The organism is Solwaraspora sp. WMMA2080 (genome assembly GCF_027497395.1).
GTDB lineage: Bacteria > Actinomycetota > Actinomycetes > Mycobacteriales > Micromonosporaceae > Micromonospora_E.
In genome coordinates this window covers 6,172,488-6,188,510 of sequence record NZ_CP114910.1, presented here as the reverse complement: position 1 = coordinate 6,188,510, position 16,023 = coordinate 6,172,488, and the positions used below count along the sequence as shown (strand labels likewise).

Genomic DNA, 16,023 nt, shown 5'->3' with positions numbered 1-16,023 from the left:
CGCGCGCTCATGCGGACTCCCTCAGCGCGGCCGGCAGCAGGATCGGTTTCAACGTCTCGAAGCTGCGGTTCGCCTCGTCGTAGTCCTCGGGTCGACCGATGTCGAGCCAGTAGCCGTCGAAGTCGTAGGCGGCGGGCGGGTTGCCCTGGTTGATCAGGTCGAGCATCAGCTGGTCGAAGCCGAACGTGATGCCGCTCGGGTACGCCGCGATCGTCTGCCGGGTGAGCCCGTACACGCCCATGCTGACCCGGTAGTCCAGGGTGGGTTTCTCGTTGAACTCGACGACCTTGTCCCCTTCGACGGCCAGGACACCGAAGTCGACCTGGACCTTGCGCCGGAAGGTCGCCACGGTCACCGGGGCACCCGAGTCGGTGTGGACGCGCAGCAGGTCGGCGTAGTTGAGGTTGGTGAGAATGTCGCCGTTCATCACCAGGAAGCGCTCCGGCAGCCGGTCGCGCATCGTGAACAGTGGCCCGACGGTGGACAGCGGGGTCCGCTCCTGGGCGTAGTCGACGGACAGGCCGTGCCGTGAGCCGTCGCCGACGAATGCCCGAATCAGCGAGCCGTGGTGGTTGATCGCGATGGTCACGGTCCGGAAACCGCAGGCGGCCAACTGGTGCAGGACCACGTCGAGGATCGCGTAGTGCTCGCCGATCGGCACGAGCGGCTTGGGCAGTGCGGTGGTGTACGGCCGCAGCCGCACCCCTCTGCCGCCCGCCATGATCACGACATGCATGTCGTCCACCCGATGCCCCTTCGGCTATTTGCGCTGGTTTGAGGCTAGCAGCGCTTTAGGCACTGATTGTCGGTATTGACGATGACCGACGGCCGTCCGTGGACTGCGCGCGACCGCGCAGAGCACCACGAGCGCCAGCGGCAGCGCCTCGCCGAGGTAGAACGCCAGGATGTTGTCCAGATCGGCGGTGACCAGGATGACCGTGATGGCGCACAGCGGCAGGCAGAGCAGCTTCGCCGCGAGGGCGTCGGACTGCCGCGCCCGCGCGTAGTACCTGGTGGCGAACCGGAGGAACAGCCCGAGGAACACGAACGACAGCAGGCCGCCGACCGGTCCGAAGTTGAGGATCGCCTCGCCGGTGATGCCGAAGACCCGTTGGGAGCTCACGCCGGAGGCGTACACGCCCGGCCCGTACAGCACGTCGGTGCCGACCGCCGACTTGCTCCGCACCCGCTCGGCGCCCACGCTGCCCGGCACCAGCAGCAGCGGCGCGGCGACGTAGGTACTCCCGTAGCTCCAATCCGCGACCCCGACGCGCTGCCGGTTGAGCAACAGCGCCTGGATGTCCGCCCGACCCAGATCGGCCAGTAGCACCGTCGGCAGGTCACGGCCGGTCTCAGCAGAGACCTCCTCGACGGTACGGGTGCCCTTGGCGATGTCGACGACCTCCACCCCGGCACCCTTGTAGAGCCCGTACGCGTACACGAACATGACCACGGCCACCGCCGAGGCGACGAAAGTCCTGCGGGTGATCGGCCGCACCAGCAGGTGCACCAGGACCAGGCCGAGCACCAGCGGCCACAGCACCGCCGACCGGCTGCCCCGCAGGCCGCCCACCAGGAACTGGACCGCGACCAGACCGACCAGCAGCAGCACCACCAGGTCGACGCGGCGGCGCAGCAGTTGCCGCCAGCGCACCAGGACCAGGCAGAACAGCAGCAGCGGGAAGGACTCACTGATCAGCAGCAACCAACCCAGCCCGGCGAACGCCGTACGGTCCTGGGTCATCGCCGTGAAGAAGCCGCCCGGCCCGCCGAGCAGCAGAACCTCGACACCGAACGCCAGGACACCGACGACGACGGCCATCAGCGCGACCGACTGGTAGCGCCCCGGGTCGAGCCGGGACGGCACGGCCCGCAGTGGACCGCGACCGGGCAGCGACAGGACCACCCGGTAGACGACCAGCCCGACCATGTTCAGCAGCGCCATCGCACCCAACGCCGATCGCCACCCCGCCGCCGACGGGTGCAGCAGCGGCGGCCAGTAGTCCAGCAGCACGTGCAGCACCGGCGCGAGGTAGTAGAAGTGGACGCCGAACAGGCCGAGGATCGCCTGCGGGTCGAACACGTCGCGCCGCCGCCGCAACCATTCGAAGGCGTCGACGCCGATCAGTACGCCGCAGACCGTGACCGGGATCAGGAACCAGTGCCGCAGCCGCGGATCCACGCAGGCCAGCAGCGCGCTGGTGGACGGGATCAGGGTAGCGGCCAGCACCCAGCTCGTCGCCGGCGTACCCGCGTCGTCGCCCGGATCAGGGCCGGTCAGGGTGTCCACTAGGCACCCAGCAGGCCGATCCGCTCGTCCAGCGCCCGCCACAGCAACCGTGAGTAGGTAGCCGAGATGTGATTGCCGTCGCGCAACGTGACCACGTTGCCGACCAGCGCCGGGCAGACCGTCGACGTGCAGAACCACGGGATCGGGTCGACGACCAGTGCGCCCTGGTCTCGTGCGGCGTCGGCGATCATTTGCCGTCGACGGGGCTCCAGCACCACGTCGGACACCGCACCGTGACAGGTCCGCGCGTCGGCCAGGTGCAGCGCCAGGCAGTCGACCACGGTCGCCGGCAGCCACGGTACGTCACCGATCAGCACCACCTCGCTGCCGGTGGACCTGATCGTGTCGACGGTCCGGGCCCAGCCGTCGGTCCAGACCCGGTCGCGGTCGGTGAACACGCCGACCGGGTCGCCGAAGGTGTAGTTGGTCGAGGAGGTGACCACCATCGCGGGTCGCAGCTCGCCGATCCGTCGCAGGGCCTGCTCCCGCCACTGGACACACTCGTCGTACGGCCGGTTGACCGAGTCCAGGTGGAACCGCACCGACGCGGCGCTGCAGAAACCCTTGACCATGACGACCAGTCGCCAACCGCGCTCGTCGGCCAGCCGGCGCAGCGCCGGGAACCAGCTGCCGGCGTGCGAGTCGCCGAGCAGCACCACGGTCTGCGCCGCGGCCGGGTCGCCGTACCCGCACGGGTGGTCGGTGCCGGTGTCGGTGATCCGCAGCACCACGCAGCCGTCGTGGAAAACGGCCGGGATGTCGGTGGTCACCTCGGGCAGCGGCGGGGTCAGGTTGGCCGGTACCGGACCGGCCTCGGCGCTGGCGGCGACCAACCGGGTCAGGTCACGCTCGACGTCGGCCGAGGCGGCCAGCGTGGCGGCGGTGTCGACCGGCCGGCCCGGCCCCACCAGCGTCGGCTTCGTCGCCAGCGCCGGCACCGCCACCGCGACGACGGCGGCCGACGCCACTGCTGCCAGGCCGACCGTGCGCCACGGCCGGGCCGCCCGTCGACCCCGCCGCAACGGGGCCTCGACGAGCAGGTACGTGCCGGCGGCGGCGGCCAGCGCCCCGCCGACCAGGCCCAGGTTCTGCCAGATCGTGCCGTGCCCGCCGAGCAGTGCGGCGCCGATCACCAGGAACGGCCAGTGCCACAGGTACCACGAGTACGACAGCCGGCCGAGCCACTGCAGTGGGCGCAGGGCGAGCAGCCCGCCGACCCCACCGCTGTGCGGCGCGCAGCCGGCGGCGATCACCAGCGCCGCACCGGCGACCGGCAGCAGCGCCGGGTAACCCGGGAACGGGGTGGTGCTGTCGAACAGCAGGGCGGCGGCCAGGACAGCGGCCAACCCGGTCCAGGCCAGGCCGGCGGCGATCCGGGCCGGCAGCCGCGACGCGGCGCCGGCCCCGAGGGCGATCAGCACGCCGGCGAGCAACTGCCAGGCCCGCGCCGGGGAGCCGAAGTACGCGTACCCGGGCGACGTAGCGGTCTGCCAGACGCAGAGCGCGAAGGAGAGCGCGGCGACGCTGGCCACGACGACCAGCACCGGCCGCAGGTCACCCGGACGCCGCCAGGGCCGGGCCGACCGGGACTTGGCCGGCTGCGACCGGGCCGACGCTGACCGGGCCTGCCGCCAGCGCAGCAGACGGGGCCAGCCGAGCAGCACGAGCAGCAGCAGCGGCCAGCACAGGTAGAACTGTTCCTCGACCGCCAACGACCAGTAGTGCTCCAGCGGCGATTCCCGACGCATCGTGTCCAGATAGTCCACGCTGTTGCGGGCCAGCAGGAAGTTCACGCAGTACGCGGCGCTCGCGATCGCCTGGGTGGCGATCCACTGCAGTTGCAGCGGCAGCCACCACCAGGCGGCGAGCAGGGTGGTGATCAGCACCAGGACGGCGGCGGGCAGCAGCCGCCGGGCGCGCCGGGCGTAGAAGCCGAGGATGGAGATGGTGCCGTCGGTGGCGTACTCGCGCAGCAGCACCGAGGTGACCACGAAGCCGGAGATGACGTAGAAGACGTCAACGCCGACGTAGCCGCCACCGAACAGTGGGACGCCCGCGTGGTAGAGCACGACGAGCAGTACGGCGATCCCGCGCAGCCCTTCGATGTCGCGCCGGAACGTACCGTGCCCACGGCCACCGAGCGCGACCGGGCGGGCCGGAGCCTGAGCCGGCCCCGGCGGCTTTTCCCGGTTCCGAGCGGTGGTTACCGTGCCGGACGCGCCGGACACACCCGCCGGCACGTCCGTCGTGGCCAGCTCGGAACTGGTCATCGCTACGCACCCACTCTCCGAACCCCGACGGGTACGGACAGTTCTATCAGTGCTTTTCACCGCGAGAGCGACGTTTGCCGGATTACCTCACCAAGAGTGCAAAACCGCCCAATAAGTGAAAGAGGTACGCTGAGGAGTCCATAGCCCTGCAGCCGGATCGTCACCCGACCGATGCCGTGCTACGTCAAACCATGGCCTACTCGGCCGGGGTCGTGAAAAAGGTGGCGAGGACAGTCAGTGCGGTACGCGACCCGTCGGGCACGCCGTCGAGCACCGTGGCCGAGCCGCGGCCGGCCAGCGCGTCGGTTACCTCGGCGGCCGGCGGAGCGGCCGACTCCACCCGAGTCGCGGCAGGCGCCGCGGTCAGCGTCACCGTTTCGTCGGCGACCACTTCGAAGACGCCGCCGCCGTCGCCACCGAGTTCAAGACGCTGATGTGCCCGGGCACCGAACTTCTGCGCCACCGCCGCCGCGATGAGCAGCCCGTACGCGGTCGCGTAGCTGGTCGCCTCGGCGTCGGTCGGGCGGTCGACGCCGAGCGGCAGGAAGATGTCGCGTTCGTGCAGCCACGAGTCCCACAGCACGTGCAGCGCCTGCACCGTCCAGTCCATCGGCCCGTACGGCAGGACGACGTCGAACCGGTCGTCGCGGGCCAGCCGGTCCCGGGCCACGGCGAGCGACTTCTCCGTCGTCGCGACGAGCCGGTCGAGGGTGTCGGCCGGCGACTCGCCGGTCGATGCCGCCAGCCAATGGCGGGGAGTGGTCCGGGGGTCGAACCCGGCTGTCACGTCGAACATCCGGTCGCCCGGATCGGGAGCAATCGCAACAGTGACGTCGCCCAGGTGCCGGACGGTGTCCTGCACCGACCAGCCGGGACAGCGGGTCGGCGCGGACCACTGCTCAGGGCTCAGACTCCGCAGGTCGTCGCAGAGCTGCCGCCGTTGGGCGGCGAAGACGTCGAGCAGCCGCGCGGGATCCAGAACGGACTGATCGGCGGTCCTCAGCAGCAGCGTGTGTGGCGGGCTGTTCCCGGTCATCATCGAGTCCCCTCCGGTCGCCAAAGGCACCAGCGTAATCCGGAGTTGTCCAACAGGGATCGGCGTTCGAGGTGGATGCCTAGCCGACAGGAGAGGCGGGGGTGACCATGGCGTCAACCTCGCGCAGCAGCGCGGCGTAGCCGGCCGGGCTGGGCTGCTCGTCGCTGACCAGGGCGACGGTCAGCAGCGTCTGCACGGTGATGTTCTCGGCGGTGGCCGGCAGTGTCTCGTGCCCGCCGAGCGCGGCCAGTAGCAGGTTCTCCGCGATGACCGGGTCGACCAGGGTGCGGTCGGGGTCGAACCGTTCCCGGACGCTGGCCACGAACCGGATCACCGCACCGTGGTCGTCGCGGCGGAACCGCCGGTCGGCGCAGAGCACGAACAACGCGCTGAGCAGGTCAAGATAGTGTTGGCGGTCGGCTTCGGTGAACCGCTCCGTCCGGCGATCGTGGGCGTGCACCTGCCCGGCCATCAGATAGCTGAGCGCCGCCACCGGCTGGTTGGTCGGGGCCGACTGACTGGTCGGGGCAGATCGACTGGTCGTCATGGTCGCAACTCCCGCTTCATGTTGTTCCACAATGTCCGACGGAACACCTGCCAGCGGGTCCGGAACCGCAGGTGCCGGCGGTTGGCGGCGACCACCGTCGACGCCATCCGGGTGCCGATGGCGACGGCGTCACCGTTGGGGCTGGCGATCGGCTGCGCCGCGGCCAGCCGGGCGGTCCGCGCGGCCGGCGGATCGACGCCGGCGTCGAGGGCGTCAATGTAGCGGTCCACCGCGCCGGTGCCGACGCTCAGACTGATCTCGACGTCACGCAGCCGGCTCAGCGCGACGGCCAGCCGATCGGCGGTGGCCTGGGCGTGCGGGTGTTCGCTGCGGTGCAGCCGGTCCGTGGCGTACGCCAGCCGGTGCCGCAGGTCGGGCAGCTGGGCGGCGGCGTGCGCGGCGTGCTGGCGGGCGGTCTGCAGGCCGTACAGAATGGATGCGACCGCGACCGGTCGGCCACCCGGCAGCTGCGGGCGTCCGGCGCTGACGGCGTCGAGAACATCACCGTACGCGTCCCACGCCTCGTGCAGCGCACTCTGATAACGGTCGGTGGGCAGCCCGGCGTCCGGGTGCCGTACGCCGGCCAGTTGCTCGTCGGCGTGGGTGACGGCGGTCTCCATCGCCAGGGCGACGGTCCGCAGCACGTCGATCATGTCGGCGGCCACCTGCAACGCCTGCCCGTCGGCCGCGCTGACTTCAGCTTGCATGTCGGTCATGCCGACCTCCGCCACCAGGTGAACCGCGCCCGGTCGGCGTCGGTGGTCCGGGCCGGGTCGAGCAGGGTCTGGTCGAGCAGGGTCGCACCGGGCCGGCGGAACGGCAGTCGGTGGTAGCGGGCCAGGGTCGCTTCGGCGGCGGCCAGGTCGGCGCAGGGGCCGGGCCGTCCGCAGCCCAGACAACACCCGTTGTACGCCGATGTGGTGTGCGTGTCGACGGCCCGTTGCGCCGCGACGACCCGGTCGCGGGCGTACGCCGTGTAGTAGTTCGCTGGCCTCTGGTTGACGGTGGCGGTCGGGGTCGGGGTCGGGATCGGGGCGGGTCGGGGGTCGGATGTCACCGGTCGGTGCCTCCGTTCAGGTGTGGAGAGGGCGCACCTGGTCAGCCGGCGGGGCGGCCGGCTGACCAGGCTCCTTGCGGGAAACCAGCTCCGGGTTTGCAGACCTGGGAACCGGTCAGACAGAGCTTTACACGTCATGCAGAGTAAAGCAACCCCACAAGTCGTGTCTTGTCGTGCATAGCTGGGCTGTGATCAAATGGCAGGGCAGACCTGGGAGCCCATATGCCCGTAAAGCCCAAGTGGCAGCAGATCGCCGACCACATCCGCTCGCAGATCGAATCCGGCGAGCTCGGTCCCGGCGATCGACTGCCATCGACCGCGCAGCTGCGTAATCAGTACAACGTGTCGGCGACGGTGGTTCGCCAAGCCGTGCTCGTCTTGCAGACGCAGGGCATCGTGCAGGGCGTACACGGGCTTGGGGTGTTCGTCGCCGACCGCGACGACGCCGCCGGCTCGTAGCGCTGGCGTACCCGCTGCCGGCTGTCGTCAGGAGCGCCGATGACCGTAGCGCGGCAGTGGGAGCGGGTCGCGGGCGACATCCGGGCGCAGGTCGAGTCCGGGCAACTGCGTCCCGGCGATCGGCTGCCGCCCACCGACCAGTTGCGGGAACAGCACCGGGTCGCGACGTCGGTCGTCCGCCAGGCCATCCTCGCCCTGCAGGCAGAGGGCACAGTCCGGGGCGTACCCGGGGTGGGCGTGCTCGTTGCCGGCTCGCAGCCGGTGTAGCTCAAGATCATGTGAGCGCTATGGACGTCTCAACGTCGACGAGACGTCCATAGCGCTCACATGATCTTGGGTGTCAGCAGGCGGATCATCCGGCGCCGGCCGCAGATAGGCTGCACGTATGCATCATCCAGCGCAACCGCAGGTGCGCCGAGCAACGAAGGCCGACGCTCCCGCCCTGGTGCGGCTCCGAGCGGTCATGCTGCAGGACATGGGCGCACCGGTCGGCGACGAGACGGCCGAATGGCGGTCGGCAGCCCTAGACTGGTTCAACCGGTCACTCGGCGACCCTGAAATGTTCGCGGCGTTCGTGGTCGACGACCCACAGCACGGCATCGTCAGCAACGCCGTCGGCCAGTGCGACCGGCACGCCCCCTCCCCCGGCAACCCGGGCGGGCTGCGCGGGCACCTGTTCAACGTGTGCACCGAGCCGGACCACCGTGGCCGCGGCTACGCCCGTGATTGCGTGCAGGCACTGCTGGACTGGTTCGCCACCGACACCACGGTCAGCGTCGTCGACCTGAACGCCACGGCGGGCAGCGGAAACCTATACCAGTCGATGGATTTCGCCCCGTCACGCCACCCGGCGCTGCAACTTCGCCGCGACCAGATGAGTGCGCCAGCACCAACTGCCCGCTGAACATCCCACGCGTCCTGCCGGGTCTCCGGCACCCCATCGCTCCCGGTGAGGTGATGCCACAGATGCATCTTGATGCACCTGTGGCATCAGACTCGGCCTGCATCCCCGACCCAACAAGATGACGCAGCGTTCATGTAGATGCACGCGATGCTGCCGACAATTGCGCGCCGCCTACCGAACTCCCAGCTCAACCAACCCTCGGCCGGCTATGCAAGGAACAGGTGATCACGCTGACCTTGATAGCACACACAAAGGAATCAATGTCGGTCAACGCTGACCAGGCTACAGATTCGACAGGTACGCCCTCAGGCTCTTGACTGCTTGGTGAGTCAGGATCGCAGCTTCCTCGACGTTGGCGCGGGACAGCTCCGACCAGGTGTAGATCTCCTGCGTACGGTCCTGTCGGCCACCGGCGAGCAGTTGTGCCACGCCGAGCTGGCTTGCCCGCATGGCATTGGCGACGTTTGCCAGCTTCGCCTGCTGCGTCTCGATCTCGTCGAGCAGGCGACGCAGTTGCTGCAGGTATGAGCCGGTGCTCCCGCCGCCCCCACCACTGCCGCCCCGGCTGGCCGGGCCGCCGATGGTGATCGTACGGTCGCCACCGCCCCGGCTCCGATGGCCGGGGTAGCGGCGGCGGACGCTGCTCAACGGTCTCGCACCGCCACCACCAGCGCCGGAGCCGCCCGAGGTCGTGCCGTCGCCCGCCCGAGCCTCACGTCGCCGGTCCAACACCGTGTTGATGAAGGCACCAGCGATGGCGACCGGCGCGGGCGGCAACCCCCATCGGGTGGCGGCAAGCCCGATCAGTGCGCCCAGCCCGGCACCGAGTTGCTGGACCAGCGTCCCGCTGCCCTCCTTGGCCACCTCATGCTTGAAACGCGACGCAAACGAGCGGTCCGGTGTCGAGCGCTGCTGTGCCTGCCGGCGGTACCTCATGACGCCACGATCGGATCCAACGCGGCGCAGGCCGCCGAGATCATCAAGGGCAGCACTTCCGCCACCTCACGCGCCAAGGACTCGGCTGTCAGGTTGAGTGGCTCCCCGCCAGCAGCGACGTGCTCCGAGTCATCGGCGTAGAAGGCGCACGCGGTCCACAGATCGGGATGCAGGAACGAGAACGACCACTGGGCATACACATCGCTCGACACGGCGACGAGGGGTTGGTCGCCGATGCCGATGCGGTGCTGGTGGGGGGCGTCCGGGGTGGAGCCGAGGCCCTGGGCCAACGGAAGCAGCTTGTGCCGGCTGAACACCGGCCGCAGATCGCCGTCCGGGTCAAACTCCACCAGCAGACCCCGGGCGATCAGATCGTCGACGTACCGGGCGGCCTGTGGCTCCGGCTTCGGTGCGGTCTCCAGCATCCGCACCAGCGACTCCCGGTTGACCGACAGCTTGGCGTGCCGGTCCGGGTAGAGGAACGCCGCCGCCCACACCGCCGCCTCGGTCTCGGTCAGCTCGACCAGGTCGTCGCCGAGGTGCACCTCGTAGCACTCCGGCGTCGGGTCCGGCGGACGCACGTACCGGTAGCGCGGACCCATGCTCAACCCGGCGGGCACGATCACAGTCGACATACCGCCCAGTCTCCCAGCCTCAGCCAAGCCGACGCCGGCGGCCAGAGCCTGGCCCGGCACGGGCACCGGCACCGGCACCGGCACCGGCAGACTCGTCAGGCCGCCATCTTCGCCACGTCGTACGCCTCGACGAAGTCCCGTGCCGCTGGCACCCGGTCGGCCACCTGCCCGAGGTCGGCCCGCAGTCCGGCGAGCCGCCTACGGCCACGCCCGGACTTCAGCTCGGCGATGTCGGGCAGCGCGTCCAGCCCGACAGTGCCCGCTGCGGTGGAGTCGCCCTGCTGGTGCAGCGCGATCGCCAGGCTGACCTTGCCGAGGATCTGGTTCCGCCGATAGACGGGGTCGTGGTGCGCCAGGCTGGCCTGCAGGCAGGGAACCGCCCGCTCGGGACGACCGAGCGCCAGCTGCGACAACGCCTCCACCGCGTTGACCTCGGTGTCGTTGACAAACCTGGTGTAGAGCGGGTCGTCGTCGCTGGGGCCACGGTCGTACGCGGTCTTCGCCCTGGCCAGGGCTCGGCTGGACTCGACGGCGTCGCCCATCAACGCGGACGCGTGGGTGGTCCGCAGATGCAGCAGGCTGGTCAGCCGAGGGGTCGCCCACGGGCCGGAGATGCGTCGGGCAGCCTCGGCGATCTGCAGAGACTCAACCGGCCGCACCTCCCTGACCAGCATCGCCATGACCACCATGGCGTGCACCTCAAGGTGCGGATCGTCGCGCAGTCGGGCGCGGACGATCGCCTCCTGCAGGTAGCGGCGCGACTCGACACGCCGCTCCGCGTCCAGCGCGAGCCAGCCGATCCAGGCTTCCAGGTCGCCGAGGTTGCTCTGCAGCGCGTCGCCGACCTGCCGGGGATAGGTTGCCTCCCGATCCCAGCGGGTCAGCCGGCGGTACATGGCGATGGCGACGTCGCAGAGGCTGCCGCCGCCGGCCGCCGCGTCGGCCCGCTCAAGGCTCGTGATGGTGGTTGACACCTGCTGCAGGTGCTCCATGCTCAGGTGCTGCGGCACATCGGGCGCGGTGACCCAGTCCCGCAGCGGGCTGGCGATGCCCAGGCCCGCCAGAGCGGCATTGATCGTGAACGCACGCCGGTCCGTAAGATCACCTCCATCGTCGTCCCACGATGTAACGTGTACCGCCCCGATCGTCGATGTCCAGAGATCGATTTTCCGGCTTCCCGGCGAGCAGGGCATCGAGTTGATCGACCGAGGTGCCGAGCGCTTCCGCGAGCCGCGCTCGGGTATACGGTTGTGGCTCGGCCTTACCCCGCTCCCACCGGGCGACCGTGGTCCGGTCGACCTGCAGACGTTCGGCCAGCCCTTCCTGGCTGAAGCCGGCCGCCCTGCGCCTCCTGATGAAGCTGTCCCGCCGTCCGGTCAACTGGACGCCCTCCCGTCGCGGCCCGTGTCCACGGTGCACATAAGTAACGCAGATCGGAAAGATCAATTCAACGGGCTGTGGACAACTCACACTTGTCATCCTTTCGTGGAAGTTCCCTTCCTACTTGACCTCAACGGTCTTGCTTTCTCGTTAGTCCGGTCGCGTGAAAAGCTGCCGGGGTACCAGTAGCAGCCACGGCGACCGAAGCGGGCGCGGCCTCGCCCTCGAACGACGGAGGCGATCCGACAGGGTCAGGAGGCACGACAAGTGAGCAGAGCGGAACGCGGTTGGCAGGCGTACCCGGGGGCCGTCGACGACCACGTAGACCTGCCGCCGGTCGGGCCCGGCCGTGTCGTCGGCGTCGGGGCCATCTGCGATCTCCGGCCCCAGCAGGCCGACTCGGCCGACACGCAGAGCTTCTCCGTCGGCGAGTTCGTCCTGCTGGACGACGGTCGGCGGGTGCTGCTGCACCAGGACCGTGGCTTCACACTCGGCCGCCGGTCGGCGGGCGACGCCCGTCCCGGTGCCGACCCGGCCACCGAGGCCATGGAAGAGGCCCGGGAGAGCGTCACCCGGTCCGTGTTGACCGTCGTGCTCCCCGATGACGACCAGACCGCCGAGGAGCATCCCTGGTCGTGGCTGGCTGACCTCGCACGCTCCCGTGGCCTGGACGTGCTCGCCGACGACCTGCGGGCTCTGCCGTACGAGGTGATTCTGACCGACGACGTGACCCGCTGGCTCGCACGCGGCTGACGCTCACCGGCGGCCGGGATGCGGCATCCGGGATCCGCCGCGTTCCGGCCGGTCGGCTTGCCAGTCCGCTACCTTCGATACGTCAAACGCTCGGCCAAGTTCCCGCGCCGGGGGCCACGCGCAGCGCGGCGTCGTAAGCTCTGAGTGTGACGCTCTGGACCGCAGCAGACGCCGCCCGCAACGCCGCCGCCGAGCTGGCAGGCGGCGGAGGTCTTCAGCACGCCTTCCGCTGTCTCCTTCAGCTCCTCGACGACTACGAACGAGCACTGACCACGGATGGTGTTCCCGCTGGAGCGGAGCTGTTCGCAACGGCACCATCCGAAACCGGCGACGTTCGGGTGGACGCCGCACTCGCTGGATTGGCCGAACATCTCGCCCGCCGGGATGGCTGGCGGCCACCGACCTGGGCCTTCGACCAGAATCGGTATGCAAAGCCATGGTGGTTCGTATCGGGACTCAAGTCCTGGCATGCCACCGCAATCGTCGAGTCACCACTGGCATTCCGCAAGCGCGGTGTGTTCATCACAGAATCGGCGCTAACGCGAGTATGAGTCTTCTCGATCGCAGCCAGATTCTTCATCTGTTCAACGAGCTATCCACCCTGATTCTTCGTGGGTCTGACGCCGTTCGATGACCAGCGAGTCTGCATCGTTGGCGGTGGATGTATCGGCTCCGTTGGGTGTGGTTGTGGGCCGGCTGTCGCGCCGGTGGCGTGGTCTCCTGGGGTTCCTCCTGGTCGTCGGGGCGGTGGTGTGGGTGGTCAGGTGGCGGGCATGGGCATCCGGCGGATGATCTCGATGGCGGTGGCCAGGTCGGTGGCCCAGGGCCAGGTGTGGGGTAGGCGTAGCCACCGGTAGCGGCGGGCGCGGACCAGGCGTGCGGGGGTCTGGAAGATCCGGTAACGCAGTGTCTTGGGCTCGGCCTTGGCCAGGGCGCCGGTCAGCGCGTAGAGGCGCATCCACGCGGTGAGGTCCACGGCGATGGTGACGGCGGCGCACCAGGCCTTGTTGACCTGCCATTGTTTGGACGGCAGATGCCCGAGGCCGGTGTCCTTGGTGGTGCGTACGTCGTCTTCGACGCGGGCGTGTACGCGGTGACGGGCGTCGGCGCGTTGCACGGACAGGCCGTCCGGGCCGTGGGCGCCGGTGTTGGTGACGAACGCCGAGTACCGGTAGCCGCAGGTGTCGAACAGGGTGGCCTGTTCGTGGTCGAACAGCTTGCGCCGGCGCACGATGACCCGCATCGTCTTCGGCCACTTCAGGCCGGTCAGCCGCTCGCGGAGCAGGTCGGTGATCTCGGTGACCTGAAGGCCGTCGATGACCTCGCCGGTGGTGTTGGACAGGCACGGGACCCACCAGTCGTCGGGTCGGCGGTTGCATGCCGCCCGGACGTGTTCGTCGACGTCGAACCCGATCGAGTACGCCACTCGACGCCCACCGGTCTGGTCGAGGCTGTGCAGCCAGTCGATGAGCGTGTGTGAGGCGCCGGCACCGTCGGAGGTGATCAGCAGGTCGTCGCGTCGGTCGGCGGGTATCTGCGCGATGGCCTGGCGCAGGACCTCGATCAGATCGGCGGCGGTGTTCGCCCCGGCGTTGCCGGGGCGGGGCATCAGGGCGGCCAGTTCACCGGTGTTGTCGATCCACACGCCGAGGCTGTGGAACCCGAACGTCTTCTTGAACGTCGCCTCGGCGTGTTCCTTGCGGGAATGGGCCACGGTGATGGTGCCGTCCACCCGCAGCACGATCGTCTCGCCCATGCTCAGGCCACCGGCGTAGGTCGCCTCCGGCACGCCGGCCGGTAGCAGGCTCCACAGATGCGCGCGCGACTTCGCCCGCGCGGCGTCGATGCGGTGCAGACCGCTGTCGCTGATCTCACCCAGCGCGCGCAGGGCGGTGGTGTCCGAGGCCACCGGCCCGAACAACGCGGCCTGGGCCCGTAGCGCCTCGATGTCGTACACGTCTGTCCCGCCAGCGGCGATCGAACACGCGATGTCAGTCAGGACCCGGCCCCGGTCATGGACCGGATCGAATCCCGGCCTGGCTAGCACGGTGGAGATGCCCGCCGTCAGGCCGGTGCGGTCGGCGAGCATGCGTAGGCCCGCCACCCCGACCATCGCCACCACCCCGTCACCGTCGGCGGTGACACGCAGGTCCTTCGACCATCCGGTAAGCTCACGCACGTCGGAAGTGCCTCCTCGCTAGAGATCCTGGTAGATGTCGCAATCACCATTTTCCCTTGCCTGGCAGGCACTTCCGCGTTTCCGGGCCTCACGAAACCGTTACAAGATCACGACCCCGTGAATATCCAGGGTCCACAGAGCTGCGCAACCAGGACATCCGCGCTGAGATCTTCCTGGTCGGTGGTGCGGCGATGGCCCTAGCCTACGACGCTCGCCGGGCAACCCGGGACATCGATGCCATCTTCGCCCCGAAAACCGGAGTGCACCTGGCGGCCGCTGCCGTGGCAGCCAGAAACGATCTTCCGGACGACTGGCTCAACGATGCCGTCAAAGGGTTCCTCCCTGGAGGTCTATTCACAGGCAATCCTGTAGAAGTGCAGCCCGATGACACAGGAGATCGTTTCCGTGAAGGTCGCGAGCGGTCTGCGGTAGTCGGTGTGCAGGATTCTCCAGGTCTTCAGGTTCGCGATGACCTGTTCGACGACCCAGCGGATCTTGTTGACCTGCCTGTTGTATTCCTTCTGCCACTCTGTGAGCTCGCCGCCCTTGGGCTTCTTGTACGGAGTGATCATGCCGTTGCCGACGTAGCCCTTGTCGCCGATCCAGTCTCCGGGATTCAGGCTGACGAGAACACCGGTGTCGTTGATCGCGTACGAGTCGTGGTGGTTGCCGGTGACGGGATCGGAGACCCAGGCGAGCGCGCCGTCGAGGGTACAGGCGACCTGGACGCTCATGCCCGTGGTCTTGTGCTTGCCGGAGTACAGACAGCGGTCCGTGCGCCATGACCAGCAGGGGAACAGAGTGCCGTCGACGATGTACTGGGCGGTCGGGTCGAGCTCGTCGGCGGTCGGCACGAACCCCGCCAGCACGCGGTCGAGGACCGGGGTGATGGCGGTGACCGCCCGTGAGATCGTCGACTGGGAGACGCCGTGCGCCTCGGCGATCTCCGCTTGGACGCGGTTGCGCCGCATGTAGGTCAACGTGACCACGAGGGCGCGGTAGAGGCCGAGGATCGGTGGCCATGGTTCCGTGCCCAGGTTCCGGCATTCGGTGCGGACCAGCACGCAGAGGTCGCGGATCTGATCGGTCGTGAAGCCGGTGGTATGATACATGTTCGGCGGTCCGCTTTTCTTTGGTTGTTGTGTGGAAACTCCATCCTATGGGAGGGCGGGCCGTCTCATTCATCGGGGGGTCCACTGTGGGTTGCTGGGCCCTGCTGAATAAGCCTCCTGGATCGGATCCCCAAGCACGCCAGGTGTTCGAAAACGACTCTCTTCGCGTCGACGTCGCCTCACCCGAGTATCTCCTCGCCATGAAACTCCTGGCAGCAAGAGAACAGGACATTGATGACATAGCCATCTTGTATCGGCTTTGCGGATTCACCACAGCGGCGCAAGGACTTGACCTGGTCGAGTCCGTGTATCCAGGACGACCGATCGCCCCCAAGGTTCAATTCATGCTTGAGGAGCTGTTCCCGGATCCAGCCGAGCAGTAGCGACGAGCGCTTCCGGCGCGCAGCTACGCCAAGCCGGACTGGCTCACACGCCGACGCTCGCCGGCACACGACACCCGGGATT

At 69.0% G+C, this 16,023-nt stretch carries 19 protein-coding genes; 6 read left to right on the top strand and 13 right to left on the bottom strand.

Features of this window, described 5'->3' with window-relative positions:
- Positions 1–7: 7 nt before the first annotated feature.
- The 7 genes from O7543_RS28370 to O7543_RS28340 all read right to left on the bottom strand — a co-directional run bounded on the left by O7543_RS28370 (position 8) and on the right by O7543_RS28340 (position 7,200).
- A complete protein-coding gene (locus O7543_RS28370) occupies positions 8–736 on the bottom strand; it encodes a sugar phosphate nucleotidyltransferase (protein WP_281555668.1) in 729 nt (242 codons plus the stop codon).
- Between the two features lie 24 nt (positions 737–760).
- Complete coding sequence (locus tag O7543_RS28365) at positions 761–2,290, bottom strand: hypothetical protein (protein WP_281551053.1); 1,530 nt, start codon at positions 2,288–2,290, stop codon at positions 761–763.
- Positions 2,290–4,560, bottom strand: coding sequence for an acyltransferase family protein (locus O7543_RS28360; RefSeq protein ID WP_281551054.1), 2,271 nt, complete (start codon positions 4,558–4,560; stop codon positions 2,290–2,292). The genes O7543_RS28365 and O7543_RS28360 overlap by 1 nt, the downstream gene beginning before the upstream one ends.
- Before the next feature lie 196 nt (positions 4,561–4,756).
- Positions 4,757–5,599, bottom strand: coding sequence for a maleylpyruvate isomerase family mycothiol-dependent enzyme (locus tag O7543_RS28355; protein WP_281551055.1), 843 nt, complete (start codon positions 5,597–5,599; stop codon positions 4,757–4,759).
- A gap of 76 nt (positions 5,600–5,675) precedes the next feature.
- Complete coding sequence (locus O7543_RS28350) at positions 5,676–6,143, bottom strand: hypothetical protein (RefSeq protein ID WP_281551056.1); 468 nt, start codon at positions 6,141–6,143, stop codon at positions 5,676–5,678.
- The gene (locus O7543_RS28345; protein ID WP_281551057.1) at positions 6,140–6,859 is read right to left on the bottom strand and encodes a hypothetical protein; all 720 of its coding nucleotides are present in this window, start codon (positions 6,857–6,859) and stop codon (positions 6,140–6,142) included. The genes O7543_RS28350 and O7543_RS28345 overlap by 4 nt, the downstream gene beginning before the upstream one ends.
- The gene (locus tag O7543_RS28340) at positions 6,856–7,200 is read right to left on the bottom strand and encodes a hypothetical protein (protein WP_281551058.1); all 345 of its coding nucleotides are present in this window, start codon (positions 7,198–7,200) and stop codon (positions 6,856–6,858) included. The genes O7543_RS28345 and O7543_RS28340 overlap by 4 nt, the downstream gene beginning before the upstream one ends.
- Before the next feature lie 222 nt (positions 7,201–7,422).
- Between O7543_RS28340 and O7543_RS28335 the strand changes: the two genes are divergently transcribed.
- From O7543_RS28335 to O7543_RS28325, 3 genes are all read left to right on the top strand, one after another.
- The gene (locus O7543_RS28335) at positions 7,423–7,659 is read left to right on the top strand and encodes a winged helix-turn-helix domain-containing protein (RefSeq protein ID WP_281551059.1); all 237 of its coding nucleotides are present in this window, start codon (positions 7,423–7,425) and stop codon (positions 7,657–7,659) included.
- Positions 7,660–7,698: 39 nt separating this feature from the next.
- Complete coding sequence (locus O7543_RS28330) at positions 7,699–7,926, top strand: winged helix-turn-helix domain-containing protein (RefSeq protein WP_281551060.1); 228 nt, start codon at positions 7,699–7,701, stop codon at positions 7,924–7,926.
- 118 nt (positions 7,927–8,044) lie between these two features.
- Positions 8,045–8,563: a GNAT family N-acetyltransferase gene (locus tag O7543_RS28325; protein WP_281551061.1), complete on the top strand. Its 519-nt coding sequence runs from the start codon at positions 8,045–8,047 to the stop codon at positions 8,561–8,563.
- Positions 8,564–8,845: 282 nt separating this feature from the next.
- Here the strand turns inward: O7543_RS28325 and O7543_RS28320 are convergent, their stop codons facing one another.
- The 4 genes from O7543_RS28320 to O7543_RS28305 form a co-directional block, all read right to left on the bottom strand.
- Entirely contained in the window at positions 8,846–9,499 is a 654-nt protein-coding gene (locus tag O7543_RS28320) for a hypothetical protein (protein ID WP_281551062.1), read from the bottom strand.
- Positions 9,496–10,134 carry a hypothetical protein gene (locus O7543_RS28315; protein WP_281551063.1) on the bottom strand — a complete coding sequence of 213 codons (639 nt, stop codon included), beginning with the start codon at positions 10,132–10,134 and terminating at the stop codon, positions 9,496–9,498. The genes O7543_RS28320 and O7543_RS28315 overlap by 4 nt, the downstream gene beginning before the upstream one ends.
- Positions 10,135–10,229: 95 nt before the next feature.
- Complete coding sequence (locus O7543_RS28310) at positions 10,230–11,126, bottom strand: hypothetical protein (RefSeq protein ID WP_281551064.1); 897 nt, start codon at positions 11,124–11,126, stop codon at positions 10,230–10,232.
- 109 nt (positions 11,127–11,235) lie between these two features.
- Entirely contained in the window at positions 11,236–11,514 is a 279-nt protein-coding gene (locus O7543_RS28305; protein WP_281551065.1) for a helix-turn-helix transcriptional regulator, read from the bottom strand.
- 267 nt (positions 11,515–11,781) lie between these two features.
- On the opposite strand from O7543_RS28305, the gene O7543_RS28300 reads away from it, so the two are divergent.
- Together O7543_RS28300 and O7543_RS28295 are read left to right on the top strand one after the other, a co-directional pair.
- On the top strand, positions 11,782–12,267 hold the full coding sequence (locus O7543_RS28300) for a hypothetical protein (RefSeq protein WP_281551066.1): 486 nt from the start codon (positions 11,782–11,784) through the stop codon (positions 12,265–12,267).
- Between the two features lie 146 nt (positions 12,268–12,413).
- Positions 12,414–12,818 carry a hypothetical protein gene (locus tag O7543_RS28295; protein ID WP_281551067.1) on the top strand — a complete coding sequence of 135 codons (405 nt, stop codon included), beginning with the start codon at positions 12,414–12,416 and terminating at the stop codon, positions 12,816–12,818.
- A gap of 209 nt (positions 12,819–13,027) precedes the next feature.
- On the opposite strand, the gene O7543_RS28290 is transcribed toward O7543_RS28295, so the two are convergent.
- Together O7543_RS28290 and O7543_RS28285 are read right to left on the bottom strand one after the other, a co-directional pair.
- Positions 13,028–14,446, bottom strand: coding sequence for an IS1380 family transposase (locus O7543_RS28290; RefSeq protein WP_281551068.1), 1,419 nt, complete (start codon positions 14,444–14,446; stop codon positions 13,028–13,030).
- 350 nt (positions 14,447–14,796) lie between these two features.
- The gene (locus tag O7543_RS28285) at positions 14,797–15,510 is read right to left on the bottom strand and encodes a transposase family protein (protein WP_281551069.1); all 714 of its coding nucleotides are present in this window, start codon (positions 15,508–15,510) and stop codon (positions 14,797–14,799) included.
- 191 nt (positions 15,511–15,701) lie between these two features.
- Here O7543_RS28285 and O7543_RS28280 point away from each other — a divergent pair, with 191 nt between their 5' ends.
- A complete protein-coding gene (locus O7543_RS28280; protein ID WP_281551070.1) occupies positions 15,702–15,941 on the top strand; it encodes a hypothetical protein in 240 nt (79 codons plus the stop codon).
- Positions 15,942–16,023 lie beyond the last annotated feature (82 nt).